The organism is Stenotrophomonas sp. 116085_Sma (assembly GCF_056479585.1).
Map to the genome: position 1 here is coordinate 939,565 of NZ_CM151057.1, position 20,351 is coordinate 959,915.

A 20,351-nucleotide genomic window follows, 5' to 3' on the forward strand; every position below is an offset into this window, starting at 1 on the left:
CGGTAGTCGCCCACCTGGGTGGGCGCGTGGCAGATCAGTGCCCACCAAGATGGGCATCTACCAGAGCCAGGTTCCCAAACAACAAGGCCCGCCAATGGCGGGCCTTGTCGTCCACGTTCTGCAGTGCGGCGTGCCTTACAACGCGCTGCCGCCAAACTTGTGGGTGTACTGCAGGTTGATGGTGCGGCCGACGCTGTCGAACCAGGACACGTCGTAGTAGGGGTAGGCGGTGTAGGTGGCGTCCTTCGGCGGCATCTTGTTGAACACGTTGACCACTGCCAGCGACAGGCGCGAATGGTCGTCGAAGCGGTACTGCACCGAGGCGTTGTAGCGGTACGTCGCCTTCACGTACGGGCTGTCGCCGCTGTCCCAGTCGAACGACTGGTCGTAGTTGTCCGAAGTCGGCAGCTTGCCCAGGCGCGAGCCGTAGACCGTGGCCGACCACGCGTCCTTCTCCCAGGTCACGCTCAGGCTGGTCTTGGTGCGCGGGATGTCGAAGCCGCTGTTGACCGCGAACTGGTCCAGGGTCGGATCGCCGGGGTAGCGCTGGAAATCGTGCTTCTTCACCCAGGTGTGGGTGCCATTGAGGATGAAGTCGCCGATGCCTGTCTGCACGCGGTAGCGCAGGCCGACATCAATGCCGGAGGTGGACTCGCGGGCAACGTTGATCGGGGCCACGCGCACGCCATACAGGCGGCCGTCGCTGGTGCGGGTGATGCGGTCGAGTGCATCCACGCAGGTCGGCGAGTTGATGTCCGCGCTGCCGAGCCGGCAGTTCGCTTCGTTGGCCAGGATGGTGCGCACATCCATGTCCTGCACCTGCTTGCGCATGTCGATGTCGAACCAGTCCACCGACAGGTCCAGGCCGATCGCCGGCGACCAGACGAAGCCAGCGCTCCACGAGGTGCTGGTTTCCGGGTCGAGCTGGCGGTTGCCGGTGCGGCTGCGGATCAGGTTGCGCTCGTAGTCGGAGCAGTCGCTGGCGCCGTCGGCACGGCAGCTGTACAGGTCCTCGGCAGTGGTCTCGTCGTTGCCGGGGCCGGCGAACACGTAGTGCAGGTCCGGTGCGCGGAACGCCGTGCCATACGAACCACGTACCAGCAGGGTGTCGATCGGGCGCCATTCCAGGCCGCCGCTCCAGGTCGCCTTGCCGATGGTGTGGCCCGAATAGCGATACTGGTCGTAACGGCCGGCCACGCTCAGGTTGACCGTCTCGTGCAGCGGCATGCGCAGCTCGGCGGCGGTCGCCCAGCGGTTGCGCGAGCCCTGGCCGTCCGAGTCCTTCCAGCTGTAGTAGTAGTACTGGGTGGCCAGGGGATCGGGATTCAGCGCGTAGGCCTGCTGGCCCACTTCCACGGTCGCGGCAAAACCGGTATCACCGCCCGGCAGGCCGAACAGCGACGAGTTGGTCAGGGTGAACGCTGCCGTCTCGGTGCGCGACTTCGGCGAATAGGTGGTGCGTGCGGCAATCGAATCGTACTCGGCGCGGGTCAGCGGCCGGTACAGCCGCGACGGGTCTGCGTTGTAGATCGGGAAGCCGTCATCGTCCACGCCCAGCTGCGGGCCCAGGAAGAGGTCATTGGCCTTGGCGGCGATGATCTGCGCCCAGCTGATCCGTGACTGGTACTGCGAGTGGCTCAGTGCCGCTTCGTAGTCCCAGTTGCCAGTCAGGTTGCCCTTGAAGCCGGTGGTCACGCTGAAGGTCTTCTGCGTGCTGCGTACCATCGCATTGCGCAGACCGCCCATCTCCTCGGGCGAGAACTGGCGCTGCCAGAACTCGATCTCGCCGGTGGCCTGGTTGTTGAAATAGCCCGACTCATCGCCGTTGGCATCCATCCGGCCCCACTTGGTGACATCGCGCATCAGCGACATCGTGTGGTAGCCCAGCTGCACGTCGGCAAACCACTGCTGGCCATTGTCGAAGTTGTAGCTCAGCGATGCGTAGCCGTTGGCTCCACGGCGCTTGCTGAGGATGGTGCCGTAGCCGATCGACGCGTCGCTGCCGCAGTAGTAACCGTACTTCGGACGGTAGGCGCGGTAGGTGCTGCCCTGGTTCTGCCCGGCCAGGGCTTCGCAGGTGGCGGCACCCGGGTCCAGGTAGTTGTCGTCGTAGTCGGTGCGCAGGTAAGCGCGGCGCGCGATGCGCGAGCCCTCGCTGGGGCCGTCCTGGGTCGAATCCTGGATGTCGCGCTCATAGGCCCACAGCGGGGTCTGCGACTGCAGCTCGACGCTGTACACGGCGTTGAAGTTGCCGCGGCTGAAGCCGCTGGCCAGGCTCATGTCGAACGACTCGCCACCGCCTTCGCTGGTGGTGCCCACGCGCATGTCGATGGTGGTGCCGTCGGCCTTCTTCTTCAGGATGAAGTTGACCACGCCGGCGATCGCGTCCGAGCCGTAGATGGCCGAGGCGCTGCCGGTCAGCACTTCGATGCGCTCGATCATGCCCAGCGGGATGTTGGAGACGTCGGTGAAGTTGCTGCGGCCCTTGAACGGCATCGGGAAGTCGGCGATGCGGCGGCCGTTGACCAGTACCAGTGTGTGGTTCGGGCCCAGGCCGCGCAGGTCCACCTGCTGGGCGCCCGGCGAGAAGTCGGCGCCACTGGAGGACTGCTGGCTCTGCGTCTCACCGCCGTTCTGGGTCATCGCGCGCAGCACGTCCGGCACGGTGGTGAAGCCGCTGGAGCGGATCTGCTCGGCGCTGATCACCGTGATCGGGGCGGGGCCTTCCACCTGGGCGCGCGGAATGCGCGAACCGGTGACCTGCACCGCGTCCAGTTGTTGAACCGAAGAGGAAGCCGGAGCCTGGGCCGCCGCGGAAGCAGCCACGCCCATCAACGCCAGCTGGATCGACCACGCCATCGCCTTTCTACGCATGAGGAATTCTCGGAAATGAAGCCGGCCCGCAGAGGAGGGGCCATGTCCCCCATTCAGATTTCCGGAATGGGCGCGCGCATTTAACGCCTTTTTCATGTCCTTGACTACTGGGTCTCTATCTGGCAAAGAGTGAAAACGCTTGCAAGTCGATTTTGTTCAGGGAGATCAAGATGCGACGCCCCCATAGCCCCTTGCGCGGACGCTTCCTCTGGCTGGCACTGCTGGTTCTGGCGTGGCCCCTTGCGGCCCTTGCAGAGGATCTGCAGGGGCCTGGCTTTGCCTATTACGAAGTGGGTGACCTGGAGGCGCCGAGGCCCGGTCCGCGCGCACCGGCGATGATGCTGATGGGCGGTGGCGAATGGGTGCCCGAGGCCTTCCAATGGTGGCTCCGGCAGGCCGGCAACGGCCGCGTGCTGATCCTGCGCGCTTCCGGTGACGATGAGCTGCAGGACCGGCTCTATCGCGAGATCGGTGGGACCACCGCGGTGCAGACCCTGGTCTTCGACAGTCGCCGCGGTGCGGACGATCCTGCCGTGTTGCGCGTGGTTGCCGCGGCCGATGCCATCTTCATCGCCGGCGGTGACCAGTCACGCTACATCCGTTTCTGGAAGGGCACCGCGCTCAACCGCGCGCTCAACGCACATGTGCGTGCAGGCAAGCCGATTGCCGGTACCAGCGCCGGACTGGCGATCCTCGGTGGCTATGCCTACGGCGCGATGGATGGTGGCAGCATCACCTCGGCCGGAGCCCTGGCGGACCCGATGGGCAGCGCGGTGACCATGGACAGCGGCTTCCTGCAGATGCCCTACCTGCAGCGCGTAGTCACCGACACCCACTTCGACAAGCGCGACCGGCTCGGTCGCCTGATCGTGTTCGTGGCGCGCGCCGCACAGGACAGTGGCGACCCCGATATCGTCGGCATCGGGGTCGACGAGGACACCGCTCTCTGCGTCGAACCGGATGGCCAGGCCCAGGTCTACAGTGCCGACGGCGAAGGCAAGGTCTGGGTGGTCAGCCCCGGGCGTGATGCGGACCGCCTGGTCGAAGGTGAGCCGTTGCGCTTCCATGCAGTGCCGGTGACGGTGGTCGCCAGCGGCAGCCGCATGCGCCTGGACGATTTCCAGGCCGAGGCCGATTACCAGGCCGTGGCCGACGTCAGCGACGGCGAGATTGAAGTCGTCCGTCAATAGCCGCGGTAGCGCCGGGCCATGCCCGGCGGCCTTGCCGCGCTGTGCCTTCCGCCGGGCATGGCCCGGCGCTGCCCGTGCATTCCAATCACTACACCTGCTGGAGACGTACCCGATGAAACTGCGCCTGGCGCTGTCCGCGCTGCTGTCCCTGCCGTTGCTCGCCCAGGCCGCGCCGGCCACCTCGCCGTTGCTGGTCATCCATGGCGGCGCCGGCGTCGAGCGCAAGGACCTGTCACCGGCCGAAGAGAAGGCGGCACGTGAAGCGCTGCGGGCGGCGCTGCTGAAGGGGCATGCCGAACTGGCCGCGGGTCGCCCGGCGCTCGCTGCGGTCACCGCGGCGATCACCGTGCTGGAGGACGATCCCACCTTCAATGCCGGCAAGGGGGCGGTGTTCACCCACGACGGCCGCAACGAGCTGGATGCGGCGGTGATGGATGGCGCCACCCAGGCCGCGGGTGCGGTGGCCGGCGTGCAGCGGGTGCGCAACCCGATCCTGCTGGCGCAGGCCGTGATGCAGAAATCCAGGCACGTGATGATGGTCGGGCAGGGCGCAGAGGCGTTCGCGGTGGAGCAGGGCATCACCCTGGTTGATCCGGCGTACTTCCGCACCGACAAGCGCTGGCAGCAGCTGCAGCGCGCGCTGAAGGAAGAGGCCAGCGGCCAGGCGCATGCCGACTTGGAGACCGCAAAGCACTTCGGTACCGTGGGTGCGGTCGCATTGGACGCGCAGGGGCATCTCGCGGCGGGCACCTCCACCGGCGGCATGACCAACAAGCGGTATGGACGTGTGGGTGATTCGCCGATCATCGGCGCCGGTACCTGGGCTGACGCGCGCTGCGCGGTGTCTGGCACCGGCTGGGGCGAGTACTACATCCGCAGTGCTGCCGCGCACGAGATCTGCGCACGCATGCGTTACCAGGGGCAGAGCCCGGAGCAGGCCGGCAAGGGCGTGATCAACGAGACGATCCCGCAGATGGGCGGCGATGGTGGTGCGATCGTGCTCGCCGCAGACGGAAAAATGGCCACGCCGTTCAACACCCAGGGCATGTATCGGGGCTGGATCGGCGCCGACGGAGTTCCCCATGTCGCAATTTTCGCCAGCGAGACCCTGCCGGTCCCCGGTCAATAACCTTGCGTATCAATGGGTTTGCGACAACGTGTGAAAAAGATGGAAAAAAGCGTTGACAGCCCCCCGTCCCATCAGCAGAATAAGCGGCTCACCACCACACACCGCAACGCTTCGGCGGCAACGGAATGGGGTGGTAAGGAGGGATACCCAAGCGGCCAACGGGGGCAGACTGTAAATCTGCTGGCTTACGCCTTCGGTGGTTCGAATCCACCTCCCTCCACCAGTTTCACGTTGTGACATTCCCGGCGCGGGAGTAGTTCAATGGTAGAACCTCAGCCTTCCAAGCTGATGGTGCGGGTTCGATTCCCGTCTCCCGCTCCATTGAATGAACTTTGAATATTATCGAGTTCATGTCATAATGCAAAACTCGGCTCACGTAGCTCAGTCGGTAGAGCACTTCCTTGGTAAGGAAGAGGTCGAAGGTTCGATTCCTTTCGTGAGCACCATCTTAAGCATCACCTCTCAGACGAATTCGAGATAAGCAGCCATGGCCAAGGGTAAGTTCGAGCGCACCAAGCCGCACGTCAATGTCGGCACCATCGGTCACGTCGACCACGGCAAGACCACGCTGACCGCCGCACTGACCAAGATCGGTGCCGAGCGCTTCGGTGGCGAGTTCAAGGACTACTCCTCGATCGACGCCGCTCCGGAAGAAAAGGCTCGTGGCATCACGATCTCGACCGCGCACGTCGAATACGAATCCCCGGTCCGTCACTACGCCCACGTCGATTGCCCGGGCCACGCTGACTACGTCAAGAACATGATCACCGGTGCCGCCCAGATGGACGGCGCGATCCTGGTGTGCTCGGCCGCTGACGGCCCGATGCCGCAGACCCGCGAGCACATCCTGCTGTCGCGTCAGGTCGGCGTGCCGTACATCGTCGTGTTCCTGAACAAGGCCGACATGGTTGACGACGCCGAGCTGCTCGAGCTGGTCGAGATGGAAGTGCGCGAGCTGCTGAGCAAGTACGACTTCCCGGGCGACGACACCCCGATCATCGCTGGTTCGGCCCGTCTGGCGCTGGAAGGCGACCAGAGCGACATCGGCGTGCCGGCCATCCTGAAGCTGGTCGACGCCCTGGACAGCTGGATCCCGGAGCCGGAGCGTGCGATCGACAAGCCGTTCCTGATGCCGGTGGAAGACGTGTTCTCGATCTCGGGCCGCGGCACCGTGGTGACCGGTCGTATCGAGCGCGGCGTGATCAAGGTTGGCGACGAAATCGAAATCGTCGGCATCCGTCCGGTGCAGAAGACCACCGTGACCGGCGTTGAAATGTTCCGCAAGCTGCTGGACCAGGGTCAGGCAGGCGACAACGCTGGCCTGCTGCTGCGCGGCACCAAGCGTGACGACGTCGAGCGTGGCCAGGTTCTGGCCAAGCCGGGTTCGATCAAGCCGCACACCAAGTTCGAAGGCGAAGTCTACGTCCTGTCGAAGGACGAGGGCGGCCGTCACACCCCGTTCTTCAACGGCTACCGTCCGCAGTTCTACTTCCGCACCACCGACATCACCGGCGCAGCTGCGCTGCCGGAAGGCGTCGAAATGGTGATGCCGGGTGACAACGTCAAGATGGTCGTCACCCTGATCAACCCGGTGGCAATGGACGAAGGCCTGCGCTTCGCCATCCGCGAAGGTGGCCGTACCGTCGGCGCCGGCGTGGTCTCGAAGATCATCGAGTAAGCCTGCAGTACCGGTGGTTGCATAGCGCCGCCGGTTACGCGAATGGCGGGCCGGGAACCTCGGTCCGCCTTCGCCGTCTAAGGGAAGGCAAGTTTCAAAACGTACGCCAGTAGCTCAATTGGCAGAGCAGCGGTCTCCAAAACCGCAGGTTGGGGGTTCGAGTCCCTCCTGGCGTGCCATCTGCCCACCTTATCCAGCGGCCTGGGCCGCTAAAGCAGACACAGCCTGATGAATAGCAAGATCGAACACTCCAAGGACAACTCCGCCAACGGTGGGGATATCGTCAAGTATGTCGCCGCATCGCTGCTGGTGCTGGCCGGTCTGTTCGTCTGGTTCTGGTTCTCCGCCGACTCCGGTCGCGCAACCCAGCTGGGTGCGTGGGCGGGTCAGCTGCGTGCGTTGGCGGTCGTAGTCGGTCTGGTTGGCGGTATCGGCGTGTTCATGCTGACCGGCAAGGGGCGCGACACCCGCGAATTCCTCTCCGAGTCGCGCTTCGAACTGCGCAAGGTGGTCTGGCCGACGCGCCAGGAAGCCATCCGCATGACCTGGGTCGTGATGGTGGTGGTGACCATTCTCAGTCTGTTGCTGGGTGGGTTCGATTACGTCATTCAGTGGCTGGTTCAGTTGTTCCTGAGCCGCTAAGGAGAATTGCATGAAGCGTTGGTACGTCGTTCACGCCTATTCGGGCTTCGAGAAGTCGGTGGCGCAGGCTCTGCGCGATCGCATCGTCCGTGACGGCATGGAAGAGCGCTTCGGCGATGTCCTGGTCCCGACCGAAGAAGTGGTCGAGATGCGCGCTGGCCAGAAGCGCCGTTCCGAGCGCAAGTTCTTCCCGGGTTACGTGCTGGTCCAGATCGAGACCCACGAAGAAGCCGGTATTCCGCGCATCGACAACGAAAGCTGGCACCTGGTCAAGGAAACCCCGCGCGTGATGGGCTTCATCGGCGGTACTGCCGACCGCCCGCTGCCGATCGCCGATTCCGAGGCCGAGGCCATCCTGAACCGTGTTCAGGAAGGTGTCGAGAAGCCGCGTCCGAAGGTGCTGTTCGAGCCGGGCCAGATGGTTCGTGTCACCGATGGCCCGTTCAACGATTTCAACGGTGTCGTCGAAGAAGTCAACTACGAGAAGAGCCGTCTGCGCGTCTCGGTGCTGATCTTCGGCCGTGCCACCCCGGTCGAGCTCGAGTTCGGCCAGGTCGAAAAGGCCGTCTGACCCGTCCTGTAGAGTCGAGCCATGCTCGACTCCAGGGTCTGGATGGTGTGGCAGTCGAGCATGGCTCGACTCTACAAAGGGAGCCGGGCCTTGCCCGGTTTCTTCTGTTTACGTGCCGCTTCAGGCATGTGAAGGAAAAACCTGATATAGTGCGCGGCTCCCCGCTGGGAAGCCAGCAGGACGAGGCCGCCGCAAGGTGGCCTTCAGCATGATTTCAAAACGCGATGCCGGGACGCGTGATTCCCGGTCCGATGGGGAGCCTGTTGTCGAAAGGCGCTAGCACCCGGAGAGCATACTCATGGCAAAGAAAGTTGTCGGTTACATCAAGCTGCAGGTGAAGGCCGGTCAGGCCAACCCCTCGCCGCCGGTCGGTCCTGCGCTGGGTCAGCGCGGTCTGAACATCATGGAATTCTGCAAGGCGTTCAACGCTGCCACGCAGAAGCTCGAGCCGGGCCTGCCGGTTCCGGTGATCATCACGGCCTACTCGGACCGTACGTTCACCTTCATCACCAAGAGCACCCCGGCCACCACCCTGCTGAAGAAGGCCGCTGGCATCTCGTCGGGCTCCAAGCGCCCGAACACCGAGAAGGTCGGCAAGGTCACCCGTAAGCAGCTGGAAGAGATCGCCAAGGCGAAGGAACCGGATCTGACTGCCGCCGATCTGGACGCCGCCGTGCGTACCATCGCTGGCTCTGCCCGTTCCATGGGCCTCGTGGTGGAGGGTTAATAAGATGGCACAGACCAAGCGTGAGAAGGCCATCAAGGCCGCCGTCGTTCCGGGCAAGGCATACGCCTTCGAGGACGCGATCAATATCCTGAAGAGCGCCACCAAGGCCAAGTTCGTCGAGTCGATCGACGTCGCTGTGCGCCTGGGCGTCGATGCGAAGAAGTCCGACCAGCAGGTCCGTGGCTCCACCGTGCTGCCGGCCGGTACCGGCAAGTCGGTCCGCGTCGCCGTGTTCGCTCCGGCCGGTGCCAAGGCTGATGAAGCCCTGGCCGCTGGCGCCGAAGCCGTCGGTATGGATGATCTGGCCGAGAAGATGCAGGCCGGCGATCTGAACTACGACGTCGTCATCGCAACCCCGGACGCCATGCGCGTCGTCGGTAAGCTGGGCACCGTGCTGGGCCCGCGCGGCCTGATGCCGAACCCGAAGGTCGGCACCGTTTCCCCGAACCCGGGTGAAGCCGTGAAGAACGCCAAGTCGGGTCAGGTCCGTTACCGCACCGACAAGGCCGGCATCATCCACTGCACCATCGGCAAGGCCGACTTCGCCGAAGACGCGCTGAAGTCGAACCTGACCGCGCTGCTGCTGGACCTGATCAAGGCCAAGCCGGCCACCTCGAAGGGCACCTACCTGCAGAAGGTTTCGGTCAGCTCGACGATGGGCCCGGGCGTCACCGTCGACCAGTCGTCGCTGACCCTGAAGTAATTGTTTGAAGCGGTCACGGCGCCCCTGGTGCCGTGACCGTGACATTTGAAGGCATCGCTGGCAGTGCATCGCCCGCGGTAGCCGTCAAAGACCGCAGGCGCGGTCGTGGCACTACCGGCGACGGGCACGGAAGCTCGATCTGGCAAGGAGTCGCCGCCGGAGCCGTCACGAACGCTTAATCGATTCCCCGGAATCAACCTGCGTAGATGGTGCCCTTCTGGAGTTTTTCTGGTTCACGCATGTCTGGGATTTCCCTGATTGCCTCCAGGTCTGGAACGGCCCACCCCCCGGAACATCATCCCGATGTTCCCGGCGTCCAGGACGGATGCCGCACAGGACCGCACACGGCAGGAGCCGTAAGCGGAGTTCAATAGGAGGAGTGCAATGGCTCTCAATCTGTCCCAGAAGCAAGAAGTAGTCGCCGAGCTGGCAGACGTCGCCGCCAAGGCCCACTCCTTGATCGCAGCCGAATACGCTGGCACCACGGTCGCCCAGATGACCGCGATGCGCAAGCAGGCTCGTGAAACCGGTGTTTTCTTGAAGGTTGTCAAGAACACCCTGGCTTCGCGCGCCGTTGAAGGCACCGAGTTCGCAGTCGCCCAGGACCAGATGGTTGGTCCGCTGCTGTACGCGTTCTCGCTCGAGGAGCCCGGCGCTGCCGGTCGCCTGATCAAGGAAGCCGCCAAGGGCAACGACAAGCTGAAGGCTAAGGTCGTCGCCATCGGTGGCGAAGTGTTCCCGGCAAGCCACGTCGACGTGCTGGCCTCGCTGCCGACCCGCGATCAGGCCCTGGCCATGCTGGCCCGCGTCCTGACCGAGCCGGTCACGATGTTTGCCCGCGCCATCAAGGCCGTTGGCGAGAAGCAGGGTGGTGGCGATGTCGCCGCTGACGCTGCCGAGCCGGCCGCCGAGACCGCCTGAGTTTCGACTTACCGTGGTTCCTGACGGAACCTCAACCCAGAAAATCATCCAAAGGTATTAATCATGTCCCTTACCAACGAACAGATCGTCGACGCCATCGCCGAGAAGTCCCTGATGGAAGTGATGGAGCTGGTCAAGGCCATCGAAGAGAAGTTCGGCGTCTCCGCCGCTGCTCCGGTTGCCGTGGCTGCTGCCGCTGGCCCGGCCGCTGCTGTTGAAGAGCAGACCGAGTTCACCGTCACCCTGAAGTCGGCCGGCGACAAGAAGGTCGAAGTCATCAAGGCTGTCCGCGCCATCACCGGCCTGGGCCTGAAGGAAGCGAAGGACCTGGCCGAAGCCGGTGGCGTCCTGAAGGAAGGCGCTTCGAAGGAAGACGCCGAGAAGATGAAGAAGGACCTGGAAGCTGCTGGCGCGACTGTCGAAGTCAAGTAAGCAGTTACCTTGCATCGTCACCGATTCACGGCGATGCAGCCAAGGCTGGGGGCGTAAGCCCCCGGCCTTTGGTCGTTGTTGCGGTGTTGTGGATCCACGCCATGCGTGGATGTAATCGGTAGATCCACGCCATGCGTGGATGCAAGAAGCAGCAAAAAGCCCAACACGGGCTGCAGTCAAACCCCGGCCGGCCAGCGCAGCGCGCGGCAGCAGGGGCGTGGTAGCAGACGAGTTGGCAGTTGGAAGTAGCGGGAGAAGGCGTGCTGGTGCCGGCAATACCAGCGACTTCCAACTGACAATTTCAAGTTTCCTTCTGGGTCGTGGACGCACGGCCCGCACAACAAGGTGGAAGACCTCATGACGTCCTATTCGTTCACCGAAAAAAAGCGTATCCGCAAGGATTTCGGCAAGCAGCGCTCGATTCTCGAAGTGCCGTTCCTGCTCGCCATCCAGGTGGATTCCTACCGTGAATTCCTGCAGGAAAACGTCGATCCGGCCAAGCGCACGGACCACGGCCTGCACGCTGCGCTGAAGTCGGTCTTCCCGATCGCCAGCTACAGCGGCAATGCTGCCCTGGAATACGTCGGCTACAAGCTGGGCGAGCCGGTCTTCGACGAGCGCGAGTGCCGCCAGCGTGGCATGAGCTACGGCGCCCCGCTGCGCGTGACCGTGCGCCTGGTGATCTACGACCGTGAGTCGTCGACCAAGGCCATCAAGTACGTGAAGGAGCAGGAGGTCTATCTGGGCGAAATCCCGCTGATGACCGAGAACGGCACCTTCATCGTCAACGGCACCGAGCGCGTCATCGTCTCGCAGCTGCACCGCTCGCCGGGCGTGTTCTTCGACCACGACCGTGGCAAGACCCACAGCTCGGGCAAGCTGCTGTACAGCGCCCGCATCATTCCTTACCGCGGTTCCTGGCTGGACTTCGAGTTCGACCCGAAGGACGCGCTGTTCACCCGTATCGACCGCCGCCGCAAGCTGCCGGTGTCGATCCTGCTGCGCGCGCTCGGCTACAGCAACGAAGAGATGCTGGCCGAGTTCTTCGAGATCAACACCTTCCACATCAACCCGGACGAAGGCGTCCAGCTGGAGCTGGTGCCGGAGCGCCTGCGTGGCGAGACCCTGGGCTTCGACCTGGCCGACGGCGACAAGGTCATCGTGGAAGCCGGCAAGCGCATCACCGCGCGCCACATCAAGCAGCTGGAAGCCTCGGGCATCGCTGCCCTGGCCGTGCCGGACGACTACATCGTCGGCCGCATCCTGTCGCACGACGTGGTCGATGCCTCGACCGGCGAACTGCTGGCGCAGGCCAACGACGAGATCAGCGACGAGCAGCTGCAGAACTTCCGCAAGGCCGGTGTTGATGCGGTCGGCACCCTGTGGGTGAACGACCTGGATCGTGGCCCGTACCTGTCCAACACCCTGCGCATCGACCCGACCAAGACCCAGCTGGAAGCGCTGGTCGAGATCTACCGCATGATGCGTCCGGGCGAGCCGCCGACCAAGGACGCCGCGCAGAACCTGTTCCACAACCTGTTCTTCACCTTCGAGCGCTACGACCTGTCCGCGGTCGGCCGCATGAAGTTCAACCGTCGCGTGGGCCGCAAGGAAACCACCGGCGAAGCCGTGCTGTACGACAGCAAGTACTTCGGTGAGCGCAACGACGAAGAGTCCAAGCGCCTGGTCGCCGCCCATGGCGACAGCTCCGACATCCTGGACGTGATCAAGGTCCTGACCGAGATCCGCAACGGTCGCGGCGTGGTCGACGACATCGACCACCTGGGCAACCGTCGCGTGCGTTCGGTCGGCGAAATGGCCGAGAACGTGTTCCGCGTCGGCCTGGTCCGCGTCGAGCGCGCGGTCAAGGAGCGCCTGTCGATGGCCGAGTCCGAAGGCCTGACCCCGCAGGAGCTGATCAACGCCAAGCCGGTCGCCGCTGCCATCAAGGAGTTCTTCGGCTCCTCGCAGCTGTCGCAGTTCATGGACCAGAACAACCCGCTGTCGGAAGTGACCCACAAGCGTCGCGTCTCGGCCCTGGGCCCGGGCGGTCTGACCCGTGAGCGCGCCGGCTTCGAAGTGCGCGACGTGCACCCGACCCATTACGGCCGCGTCTGCACCATCGAAACCCCGGAAGGCCCGAACATCGGCCTGATCAACTCGCTGGCCGTGTACGCCCGCACCAACCAGTACGGTTTCCTCGAGACCCCGTACCGCAAGGTCGTGGACGGCAAGGTCTATGACGAAGTCGAGTTCCTGTCGGCCATCGAAGAAAACGAGTACGTCATTGCGCAGGCCAACGCCCTGACCAATGCCGACAGCGTGCTGACCGAGCAGTTCGTTCCGTGCCGCTTCCAGGGCGAATCGCTGCTGAAGCCGCCGGCGGAAGTCCACTTCATGGACGTCTCGCCGATGCAGACCGTGTCGATCGCGGCCGCGCTGGTTCCGTTCCTGGAGCACGATGACGCGAACCGTGCACTGATGGGCGCCAACATGCAGCGTCAGGCCGTGCCGACCCTGCGTGCGCAGAAGCCGCTGGTCGGTACCGGTATCGAACGCGCCGTGGCGCGTGACTCCGGTGTGACCGTGAACGCCCGCCGTGGTGGCGAGATCGTGCAGATCGACGCGGCCCGCATCGTGGTCAAGGTCAACGAGGAAGAGATCGTTGGCGCCACCGACGCAGGCGTGGACATCTACAACCTGGTCAAGTACACCCGTTCGAACCAGAACACCTGCATCAACCAGCGTCCGCTGGTCCAGGTGGGTGACGTCATCGCCCGCGGCGACGTGCTGGCCGACGGTCCGTCCACCGACATCGGCGAACTGGCCCTGGGCCAGAACATGCTGATCGCGTTCATGCCGTGGAACGGCTACAACTTCGAAGACTCCATCCTGCTCTCCGAGCGCGTGGTGGAAGAGGATCGTTACACCACGATCCACATCGAAGAGCTGACCTGCGTCGCGCGTGACACCAAGCTGGGGCCGGAGGAAATCTCCGCCGACATCCCGAACGTCTCCGAGCAGGCGCTGAACCGCCTGGACGAGAGCGGCGTGGTGTACATCGGTGCCGAAGTCCGCGCCGGCGACATCATGGTCGGCAAGGTCACCCCGAAGGGCGAAAGCCAGCTGACCCCGGAAGAGAAGCTGCTGCGCGCGATCTTCGGCGAGAAGGCTTCGGACGTTAAGGACAGCTCGCTGCGCGTTCCGCCGGGCATGGACGGCACCGTCATCGACGTGCAGGTCTTCACCCGCGACGGCATCGAGAAGGACAAGCGCGCCCGCCAGATCGAAGAGTCTGAAATCAAGCGCGTCAAGAAGGACTTCGACGACCAGTTCCGCATCCTGGAAGCGGCCATCTACATGCGTCTGCGTTCGCAGATCGTGGGCAAGGTGGTCAACGGTGGCGCTGGCCTGAAGAAGGGTGACGTGATCACCGACGCCTTCCTGGACGGCCTGAAGAAGGCTGACTGGTTCGCCCTGCGCATGAAGGACGAAGACGCTTCGGAAGCCATCGAGCGCGCGCAGAAGCAGATCCAGGCGCACGAGAAGGAATTCGAGCGTCGCTTCGCCGACAAGCGCGGCAAGATCACCGCCGGCGACGACCTCGCCCCGGGCGTGCTGAAGATGGTCAAGGTGTTCCTGGCCGTGAAGCGCCGCATCCAGCCGGGCGACAAGATGGCAGGCCGCCACGGCAACAAGGGTGTGGTCTCCAACGTGGTGCCGGTCGAGGACATGCCGTACATGGCCTCGGGCGAGACCGTGGACATCGTGCTGAACCCGCTGGGCGTGCCGTCGCGTATGAACATCGGCCAGATTCTGGAAGTGCACCTGGGCTGGGCGGCCAAGGGTCTGGGTCGCAAGATCCAGGCGATGATGGAAGCCCAGGCCGCCGTTGCCGACCTGCGCAAGTTCCTGGACGACATCTACAACCACGACGACACCAACGTGGCCAACCGTGTCGACCTGTCGCAGTTCAGCGACGAGGAACTGCTGCGCCTGGCCCGCAACCTGACCGACGGCGTGCCGATGGCCACCCCGGTGTTCGACGGCGCCACCGAAGCGGAAATCAAGCGCATGCTGGAACTGGCCGACCTGCCGAGCAGTGGCCAGACCCAGCTGTACGACGGCCGCACCGGTGAAGCGTTCGATCGCCACACCACCGTTGGTTACATGCACTACCTGAAGCTGAACCACCTGGTCGACGACAAGATGCACGCCCGTTCGACCGGTCCGTACTCGCTCGTTACCCAGCAGCCGCTGGGCGGCAAGGCGCAGTTCGGCGGCCAGCGCTTCGGTGAAATGGAAGTCTGGGCGCTGGAAGCCTACGGCGCGGCCTACACCCTGCAGGAAATGCTGACGGTGAAGTCCGATGACGTGCAGGGCCGCAACCAGATGTACAAGAACATCGTCGACGGTGAGCACGAGATGGTCGCGGGCATGCCGGAATCCTTCAACGTGCTCGTGAAGGAAATCCGCTCGCTGGCCATCAACATGGAACTGGAAGACAACTGATCCATGCCGGCGCGGCGGCCTCAACCGCCGCGCCGCTGGCAGTCAACTGAAAGCCCATCGACACAGCATTCCTCCTTCTGGAGAACACCATGAAAGACCTGCTCAACCTCTTCAACCAGCAGCGCCAGACGCTGGACTTCGACGCGATCAAGATCGCGCTGGCCTCGCCGGACCTGATCCGTTCGTGGTCCTTCGGCGAAGTGAAGAAGCCGGAAACCATCAACTACCGTACCTTCAAGCCGGAACGCGACGGCCTGTTCTGCGCCGCCATCTTCGGCCCGGTGAAGGACTACGAGTGCCTGTGCGGCAAGTACAAGCGCATGAAGCACCGCGGCGTGGTCTGCGAAAAGTGCGGCACCGAAGTGACCCTGGCCAAGGTGCGTCGCGAGCGCATGGGCCACATCGACCTGGCCTCGCCGGTCGCGCACATCTGGTTCCTGAAGTCGCTGCCGTCGCGCATCGGCCTGATGCTGGACATGACCCTGCGCGACATCGAGCGCGTGCTGTACTTCGAAGCCTACGTGGTGACCGAGCCGGGCCTGACCGCCCTGGAACGCCGCCAGCTGCTGACCGAAGAACAGTACCTGCAGGCCCGCCAGGAGCACGGTGACGACTTCGACGCCGCCATGGGCGCCGAGGCCGTGTACGAACTGCTGCGCACGATCGACCTGCAGTCGGAAATGACCCGCCTGCGCGAGGAAATCGCTGCTACCGGTTCGGAAACCAAGCTCAAGCGCCTCACCAAGCGCATCAAGCTGATCGAGGCCTTCCTGGAATCGGGCAACCGTCCGGAATGGATGGTCATGACCGTGCTGCCGGTGCTGCCGCCGGACCTGCGTCCGCTGGTTCCGCTGGACGGCGGCCGTTTCGCGACCTCCGACCTGAACGACCTGTACCGCCGCGTCATCAACCGCAACAACCGCCTGCGCCGCCTGCTCGAACTGAGCGCGCCGGACATCATCGTGCGCAATGAAAAGCGCATGCTGCAGGAATCGGTCGATGCGCTGCTGGACAACGGCCGTCGTGGCCGTGCCATCACCGGCACCAACAAGCGCCCGCTGAAGTCGCTGGCCGACATGATCAAGGGCAAGCAGGGTCGCTTCCGCCAGAACCTGCTGGGCAAGCGCGTCGACTACTCGGGCCGTTCGGTCATCGTGGTCGGTCCGTACCTGCGCCTGCACCAGTGCGGCCTGCCGAAGAAGATGGCGCTCGAGCTGTTCAAGCCGTTCGTCTTCGCCAAGCTGCAGCGCCGTGGCCTGGCCACCACCATCAAGGCCGCCAAGAAGCTGGTCGAGCGCGAAGAAGCCGAAGTCTGGGACATCCTGGAAGAGGTCATCCGCGAGCATCCGGTGATGCTGAACCGTGCGCCGACCCTGCACCGTCTGGGCATCCAGGCGTTCGAGCCGGTGCTGATCGAAGGCAAGGCCATCCAGCTGCACCCGCTGGTCTGCACCGCGTTCAACGCCGACTTCGACGGTGACCAGATGGCCGTCCACGTGCCGCTCTCGCTGGAAGCCCAGCTGGAAGCGCGTGCGCTGATGATGTCGACCAACAACATCCTGTCGCCGGCCAACGGCGAGCCGATCATCGTGCCGTCGCAGGACGTCGTGCTGGGTCTGTACTACATGACCCGCTCGCTGGAAAACAAGAAGGGCGAGGGCATGGCCTTCGCCAACATCGCCGAAGTGAAGCGTGCCTACGACAACCGCGTGGTGGAACTGCACGCGCGCGTCAAGGTCCGCATCACCGAAGTGGTGACCGACGAAGACGGCGTCAAGCAGAACAAGACCTCGATCGTGGACACCACGATCGGTCGCGCCCTGCTGGCTGAAATCCTGCCGGAAGGCCTGCCGTTCGCGCTGGCCAACACCGAGCTGACCAAGAAGAACATCAGCCGCCTGATCAACTCCAGCTACCGCCAGCTGGGTCTGAAGGACACGGTCGTGTTCGCCGACAAGCTGATGTACACCGGCTTCGCCTACGCGACCCGCGCCGGCGTCTCGATCGGCATCGACGACATGCTGATCCCGGACGAGAAGAAGGGCATCCTCACCGAGGCCGAAGCCGAAGTGCTGGAAATCCAGGAGCAGTACCAGTCGGGTCTGGTCACCGCCGGCGAGCGCTACAACAAGGTGGTCGACATCTGGTCGCGCACCAACGAGCGCATCGCCAAGGCGATGATGGACACCATCGGTACCGAGAAGGTGGTCAATGCCAAGGGTGAGACCATCGACCAGAAGTCGATGAACTCGCTGTACATCATGGCCGACTCCGGTGCGCGTGGTTCGCAGGCGCAGATCCGTCAGCTGGCCGGCATGCGTGGCCTGATGGCGCGTCCGGACGGCTCGATCATCGAGACGCCCATCAAGGCGAACTTCCGCGAAGGCCTGAACGTGCAGGAGTACTTCAACTCCACCCACGGTGCCCGCAAGGGTCTGGCCGATACCGCGCTGAAGACCGCGAACTCGGGTTACCTGACCCGTCGTCTGGTCGACGTCGCGCAGGACGTGGTGATCACCGAGGTGGATTGCGGTACCACCGAAGGCCTGATCATGACCCCGATCGTGGAAGGCGGCGACGTGGTCGAGCCGCTGAAGGACCGCGTGCTGGGTCGCGTGGTTGCCGAGGACGTGTTCCTGCCGGGCAACGACGAAGATCCGATCGTCACCCGCAACACCCTGCTGGACGAAGCCTGGGTTGCCAAGCTGGAAGATGCCGGCGTGCAGACCATCAAGGTCCGCTCGACCATCTCCTGCGAATCGGCCTTCGGTGTCTGCTCGCGCTGCTACGGCCGCGATCTGGCCCGTGGCCACCTGGTCAACATCGGTGAAGCGGTCGGCGTCATCGCCGCCCAGTCCATCGGTGAGCCGGGTACCCAGCTGACCATGCGTACGTTCCACATCGGTGGTGCGGCGTCGCGAGCTGCTGCGGTCGACAACATCACCGTCAAGACCACCGGCTCGGTCAAGTTCAGCAACCTCAAGTCCGTCGAGCATGCCAACGGCTCGCTGGTGGCAGTGTCGCGCTCGGGCGAAATCTCGGTGCTCGATGCCCACGGCCGTGAGCGTGAGCGTTACAAGCTGCCGTACGGTGCGACCATCACGTCCAAGGACGGTGATGCGATCAAGGCTGGCCAGACCGTGGCCAACTGGGATCCGCATAACCACCCGATCGTGTCGGAAGTGGCCGGCTTCATCCGCTTCATCGACTTCGTCGACGGCATCACCGTCATCGAGAAGACCGACGAGCTGACCGGCCTGGCGTCGCGCGAAATCACCGATCCGAAGCGTCGTGGCACCCAGGCCAAGGACCTGCGCCCGATCGTGCGCATCGTCGACGCCAAGGGCAACGACCTGTCGATCCCGGGCACCGATCTGCCGGCGCAGTACCTGCTGCCGCCGCGCTCGATCGTCAACCTGCAGGACGGCGCTGCCGTCGGCGTGGGTGACGTGGTCGCCAAGATCCCGCAGGAAGCGTCGAAGACCCGCGACATCACCGGTGGTCTGCCGCGCGTGGCCGATCTGTTCGAAGCGCGCAAGCCGAAGGATCCGGCGGTGCTGGCCGAGCGTTCGGGCATCATCAGCTTCGGCAAGGACACCAAGGGCAAGCAGCGCCTGATCATCAAGGACACCGATGGTTCGGAGCACGAAGAGCTGATCCCGAAGTACCGCCAGGTCATCGTCTTCGAAGGCGAGCATGTCACCAAGGGTGAAACCATCGTGGACGGCGAGCCGAGCCCGCAGGACATCCTGCGCCTGCTGGGTGTCGAACCGCTGGCCGCCTACCTGGTGAAGGAAATCCAGGACGTGTACCGCCTGCAGGGCGTGAAGATCAACGACAAGCACATCGAGGTGATCACCCGCCAGATGCTGCGCAAGGTCGAGATCACCGACCAGGGCAGCAGCAAGTTCCTGAACGGCGAACAGGTGGAGCGCCAGCGCGTTATCGAGGAGAATGCCCGCCTTGCAGCCCGCAACGAGCTGCCGGCGCACTTCGATCCGGTCCTGCTGGGTATCACCAAGGCCTCGCTGGCGACCGAATCGTTCATCTCGGCCGCGTCGTTCCAGGAAACCACCCGCGTGCTGACCGAAGCGGCCGTCCGCGGCACCTCGGACAACCTGCGTGGCCTGAAGGAAAACGTCATCGTGGGTCGCCTGATTCCGGCCGGTACCGGCCTGGCGTACCACAGCAACCGCCGCCGCGGCGCTTCCGGTCTCACCGAGTCGGAAATGCAGACCCTGGCCGGCACCCCGGCCGCGGTCGAGGCACCGGTGGTTGAAGCTGAAGCTGAACAGGCTTCGGGCGAAGAATGAGGTATCCGGTCCGGCCACAAGGCCGGACCACCCATCGGTTCATCGATGGGATTGGGAAAGGGCAGGGTGGGCCACTCACGGTTCACCCCGCCAACCTGAACGGGGTACATGGAGGCCCCCCAGTAACGTTCCGGGATCAGGAACGGGCTTGACAGGAGGCGTTTGACTGCTTTCCTGGCAGGTTGCTACAATCGTCTGTCTCAGCAGGCCAGAATTTTGGCCTGCTTTAACATTTCCGCATCTCTGGTCGGATTTTCCGGCCACCAATCAGAAGAACCTACTGATGGCGACGATCAACCAGCTGGTCCGCAAGCCGCGGCAAGCGACCACCTACAAGAGTGCCTCGCCGGCGCTCGACAAGTGCCCGCAGCGCCGTGGCGTCTGCACCCGTGTCTACACCACCACTCCGAAGAAGCCGAACTCGGCTCTGCGCAAGGTTGCCAAGGTCCGCCTGACCAACCAGGAAGAAGTGATTTCCTACATCGGTGGTGAAGGCCACAACCTGCAGGAGCACTCCGTGGTCCTGATCCGCGGCGGTCGCGTCAAGGACCTGCCGGGTGTGCGTTACCACACCGTTCGTGGCTCGCTCGACGCCGCCGGCGTTGCCAAGCGTCGCCAGGCCCGTTCCAAGTACGGCGCCAAGCGTCCGAAGGCATAAG

At 64.1% G+C, this 20,351-nt stretch carries 13 protein-coding genes and 4 tRNA genes; 16 read left to right on the forward strand and 1 reads right to left on the reverse strand.

Annotated elements, in window-relative coordinates:
• Window positions 1–135: 135 nt before the first annotated feature.
• The gene (locus ACZK0Z_RS04230; RefSeq protein WP_197633698.1) at window positions 136–2,874 is read right to left on the reverse strand and encodes a TonB-dependent receptor domain-containing protein; all 2,739 of its coding nucleotides are present in this window, start codon (window positions 2,872–2,874) and stop codon (window positions 136–138) included.
• Between the two features lie 170 nt (window positions 2,875–3,044).
• Here ACZK0Z_RS04230 and ACZK0Z_RS04235 point away from each other — a divergent pair, with 170 nt between their 5' ends.
• The 16 genes from ACZK0Z_RS04235 (at window position 3,045) to rpsL (ending at window position 20,350) form a co-directional block, all read left to right on the forward strand.
• Window positions 3,045–4,064: a cyanophycinase gene (locus ACZK0Z_RS04235; RefSeq protein WP_049432749.1), complete on the forward strand. Its 1,020-nt coding sequence runs from the start codon at window positions 3,045–3,047 to the stop codon at window positions 4,062–4,064.
• 112 nt (window positions 4,065–4,176) lie between these two features.
• Window positions 4,177–5,193: an isoaspartyl peptidase/L-asparaginase family protein gene (locus ACZK0Z_RS04240; protein ID WP_197632992.1), complete on the forward strand. Its 1,017-nt coding sequence runs from the start codon at window positions 4,177–4,179 to the stop codon at window positions 5,191–5,193.
• A 137-nt stretch (window positions 5,194–5,330) separates the two neighbouring features.
• Window positions 5,331–5,416 (forward strand) — tRNA-Tyr (locus ACZK0Z_RS04245).
• Window positions 5,417–5,440: 24 nt separating this feature from the next.
• A tRNA-Gly gene (locus ACZK0Z_RS04250) sits at window positions 5,441–5,514 on the forward strand.
• Window positions 5,515–5,563: 49 nt separating this feature from the next.
• Window positions 5,564–5,639, forward strand: a tRNA-Thr gene (locus ACZK0Z_RS04255).
• A gap of 41 nt (window positions 5,640–5,680) precedes the next feature.
• Window positions 5,681–6,871, forward strand: coding sequence for an elongation factor Tu (gene tuf / locus ACZK0Z_RS04260; protein WP_004154360.1), 1,191 nt, complete (start codon window positions 5,681–5,683; stop codon window positions 6,869–6,871).
• A gap of 103 nt (window positions 6,872–6,974) precedes the next feature.
• A tRNA-Trp gene (locus tag ACZK0Z_RS04265) sits at window positions 6,975–7,050 on the forward strand.
• A 49-nt stretch (window positions 7,051–7,099) separates the two neighbouring features.
• Window positions 7,100–7,513: a preprotein translocase subunit SecE gene (gene secE / locus ACZK0Z_RS04270; RefSeq protein WP_005408202.1), complete on the forward strand. Its 414-nt coding sequence runs from the start codon at window positions 7,100–7,102 to the stop codon at window positions 7,511–7,513.
• 10 nt (window positions 7,514–7,523) lie between these two features.
• A complete protein-coding gene (gene nusG, locus ACZK0Z_RS04275) occupies window positions 7,524–8,084 on the forward strand; it encodes a transcription termination/antitermination protein NusG (RefSeq protein ID WP_004154362.1) in 561 nt (186 codons plus the stop codon).
• Window positions 8,085–8,382: 298 nt separating this feature from the next.
• On the forward strand, window positions 8,383–8,811 hold the full coding sequence (gene rplK, locus ACZK0Z_RS04280; RefSeq protein ID WP_004145248.1) for a 50S ribosomal protein L11: 429 nt from the start codon (window positions 8,383–8,385) through the stop codon (window positions 8,809–8,811).
• 4 nt (window positions 8,812–8,815) lie between these two features.
• On the forward strand, window positions 8,816–9,514 hold the full coding sequence (rplA, locus tag ACZK0Z_RS04285; protein WP_004154350.1) for a 50S ribosomal protein L1: 699 nt from the start codon (window positions 8,816–8,818) through the stop codon (window positions 9,512–9,514).
• A gap of 384 nt (window positions 9,515–9,898) precedes the next feature.
• A complete protein-coding gene (gene rplJ / locus ACZK0Z_RS04290) occupies window positions 9,899–10,435 on the forward strand; it encodes a 50S ribosomal protein L10 (protein WP_005408203.1) in 537 nt (178 codons plus the stop codon).
• A gap of 63 nt (window positions 10,436–10,498) precedes the next feature.
• A complete protein-coding gene (gene rplL, locus ACZK0Z_RS04295) occupies window positions 10,499–10,867 on the forward strand; it encodes a 50S ribosomal protein L7/L12 (protein ID WP_005408204.1) in 369 nt (122 codons plus the stop codon).
• Window positions 10,868–11,224: 357 nt separating this feature from the next.
• Entirely contained in the window at window positions 11,225–15,379 is a 4,155-nt protein-coding gene (gene rpoB / locus ACZK0Z_RS04300) for a DNA-directed RNA polymerase subunit beta (protein ID WP_049432754.1), read from the forward strand.
• 89 nt (window positions 15,380–15,468) lie between these two features.
• Complete coding sequence (gene rpoC / locus ACZK0Z_RS04305) at window positions 15,469–19,692, forward strand: DNA-directed RNA polymerase subunit beta' (protein WP_049432759.1); 4,224 nt, start codon at window positions 15,469–15,471, stop codon at window positions 19,690–19,692.
• Between the two features lie 283 nt (window positions 19,693–19,975).
• Window positions 19,976–20,350 carry a 30S ribosomal protein S12 gene (rpsL, locus tag ACZK0Z_RS04310; RefSeq protein WP_004145320.1) on the forward strand — a complete coding sequence of 125 codons (375 nt, stop codon included), beginning with the start codon at window positions 19,976–19,978 and terminating at the stop codon, window positions 20,348–20,350.
• The last annotated feature ends 1 nt before the right edge of the window (window position 20,351 follow it).

Bases quoted from the DNA above. Each gene is read 5' to 3' on its own strand.
- rplL (WP_005408204.1), top strand. From the start codon at position 10,499: ATGTCCCTTACCAACGAACAGATCGTCGACGCCATCGCCGAGAAGTCC.
- rpoC (WP_049432759.1), top strand. From the start codon at position 15,469: ATGAAAGACCTGCTCAACCTCTTCAACCAGCAGCGCCAGACGCTGGAC.
- rpsL (WP_004145320.1), top strand. From the start codon at position 19,976: ATGGCGACGATCAACCAGCTGGTCCGCAAGCCGCGGCAAGCGACCACC.
- tuf (WP_004154360.1), top strand. From the start codon at position 5,681: ATGGCCAAGGGTAAGTTCGAGCGCACCAAGCCGCACGTCAATGTCGGC.
- rplJ (WP_005408203.1), top strand. From the start codon at position 9,899: ATGGCTCTCAATCTGTCCCAGAAGCAAGAAGTAGTCGCCGAGCTGGCA.
- ACZK0Z_RS04235 (WP_049432749.1), top strand. From the start codon at position 3,045: ATGCGACGCCCCCATAGCCCCTTGCGCGGACGCTTCCTCTGGCTGGCA.
- nusG (WP_004154362.1), top strand. From the start codon at position 7,524: ATGAAGCGTTGGTACGTCGTTCACGCCTATTCGGGCTTCGAGAAGTCG.
- rplA (WP_004154350.1), top strand. From the start codon at position 8,816: ATGGCACAGACCAAGCGTGAGAAGGCCATCAAGGCCGCCGTCGTTCCG.
- rpoB (WP_049432754.1), top strand. From the start codon at position 11,225: ATGACGTCCTATTCGTTCACCGAAAAAAAGCGTATCCGCAAGGATTTC.
- ACZK0Z_RS04230 (WP_197633698.1), bottom strand. From the start codon at position 2,874: ATGCGTAGAAAGGCGATGGCGTGGTCGATCCAGCTGGCGTTGATGGGC.
- ACZK0Z_RS04240 (WP_197632992.1), top strand. From the start codon at position 4,177: ATGAAACTGCGCCTGGCGCTGTCCGCGCTGCTGTCCCTGCCGTTGCTC.
- secE (WP_005408202.1), top strand. From the start codon at position 7,100: ATGAATAGCAAGATCGAACACTCCAAGGACAACTCCGCCAACGGTGGG.
- rplK (WP_004145248.1), top strand. From the start codon at position 8,383: ATGGCAAAGAAAGTTGTCGGTTACATCAAGCTGCAGGTGAAGGCCGGT.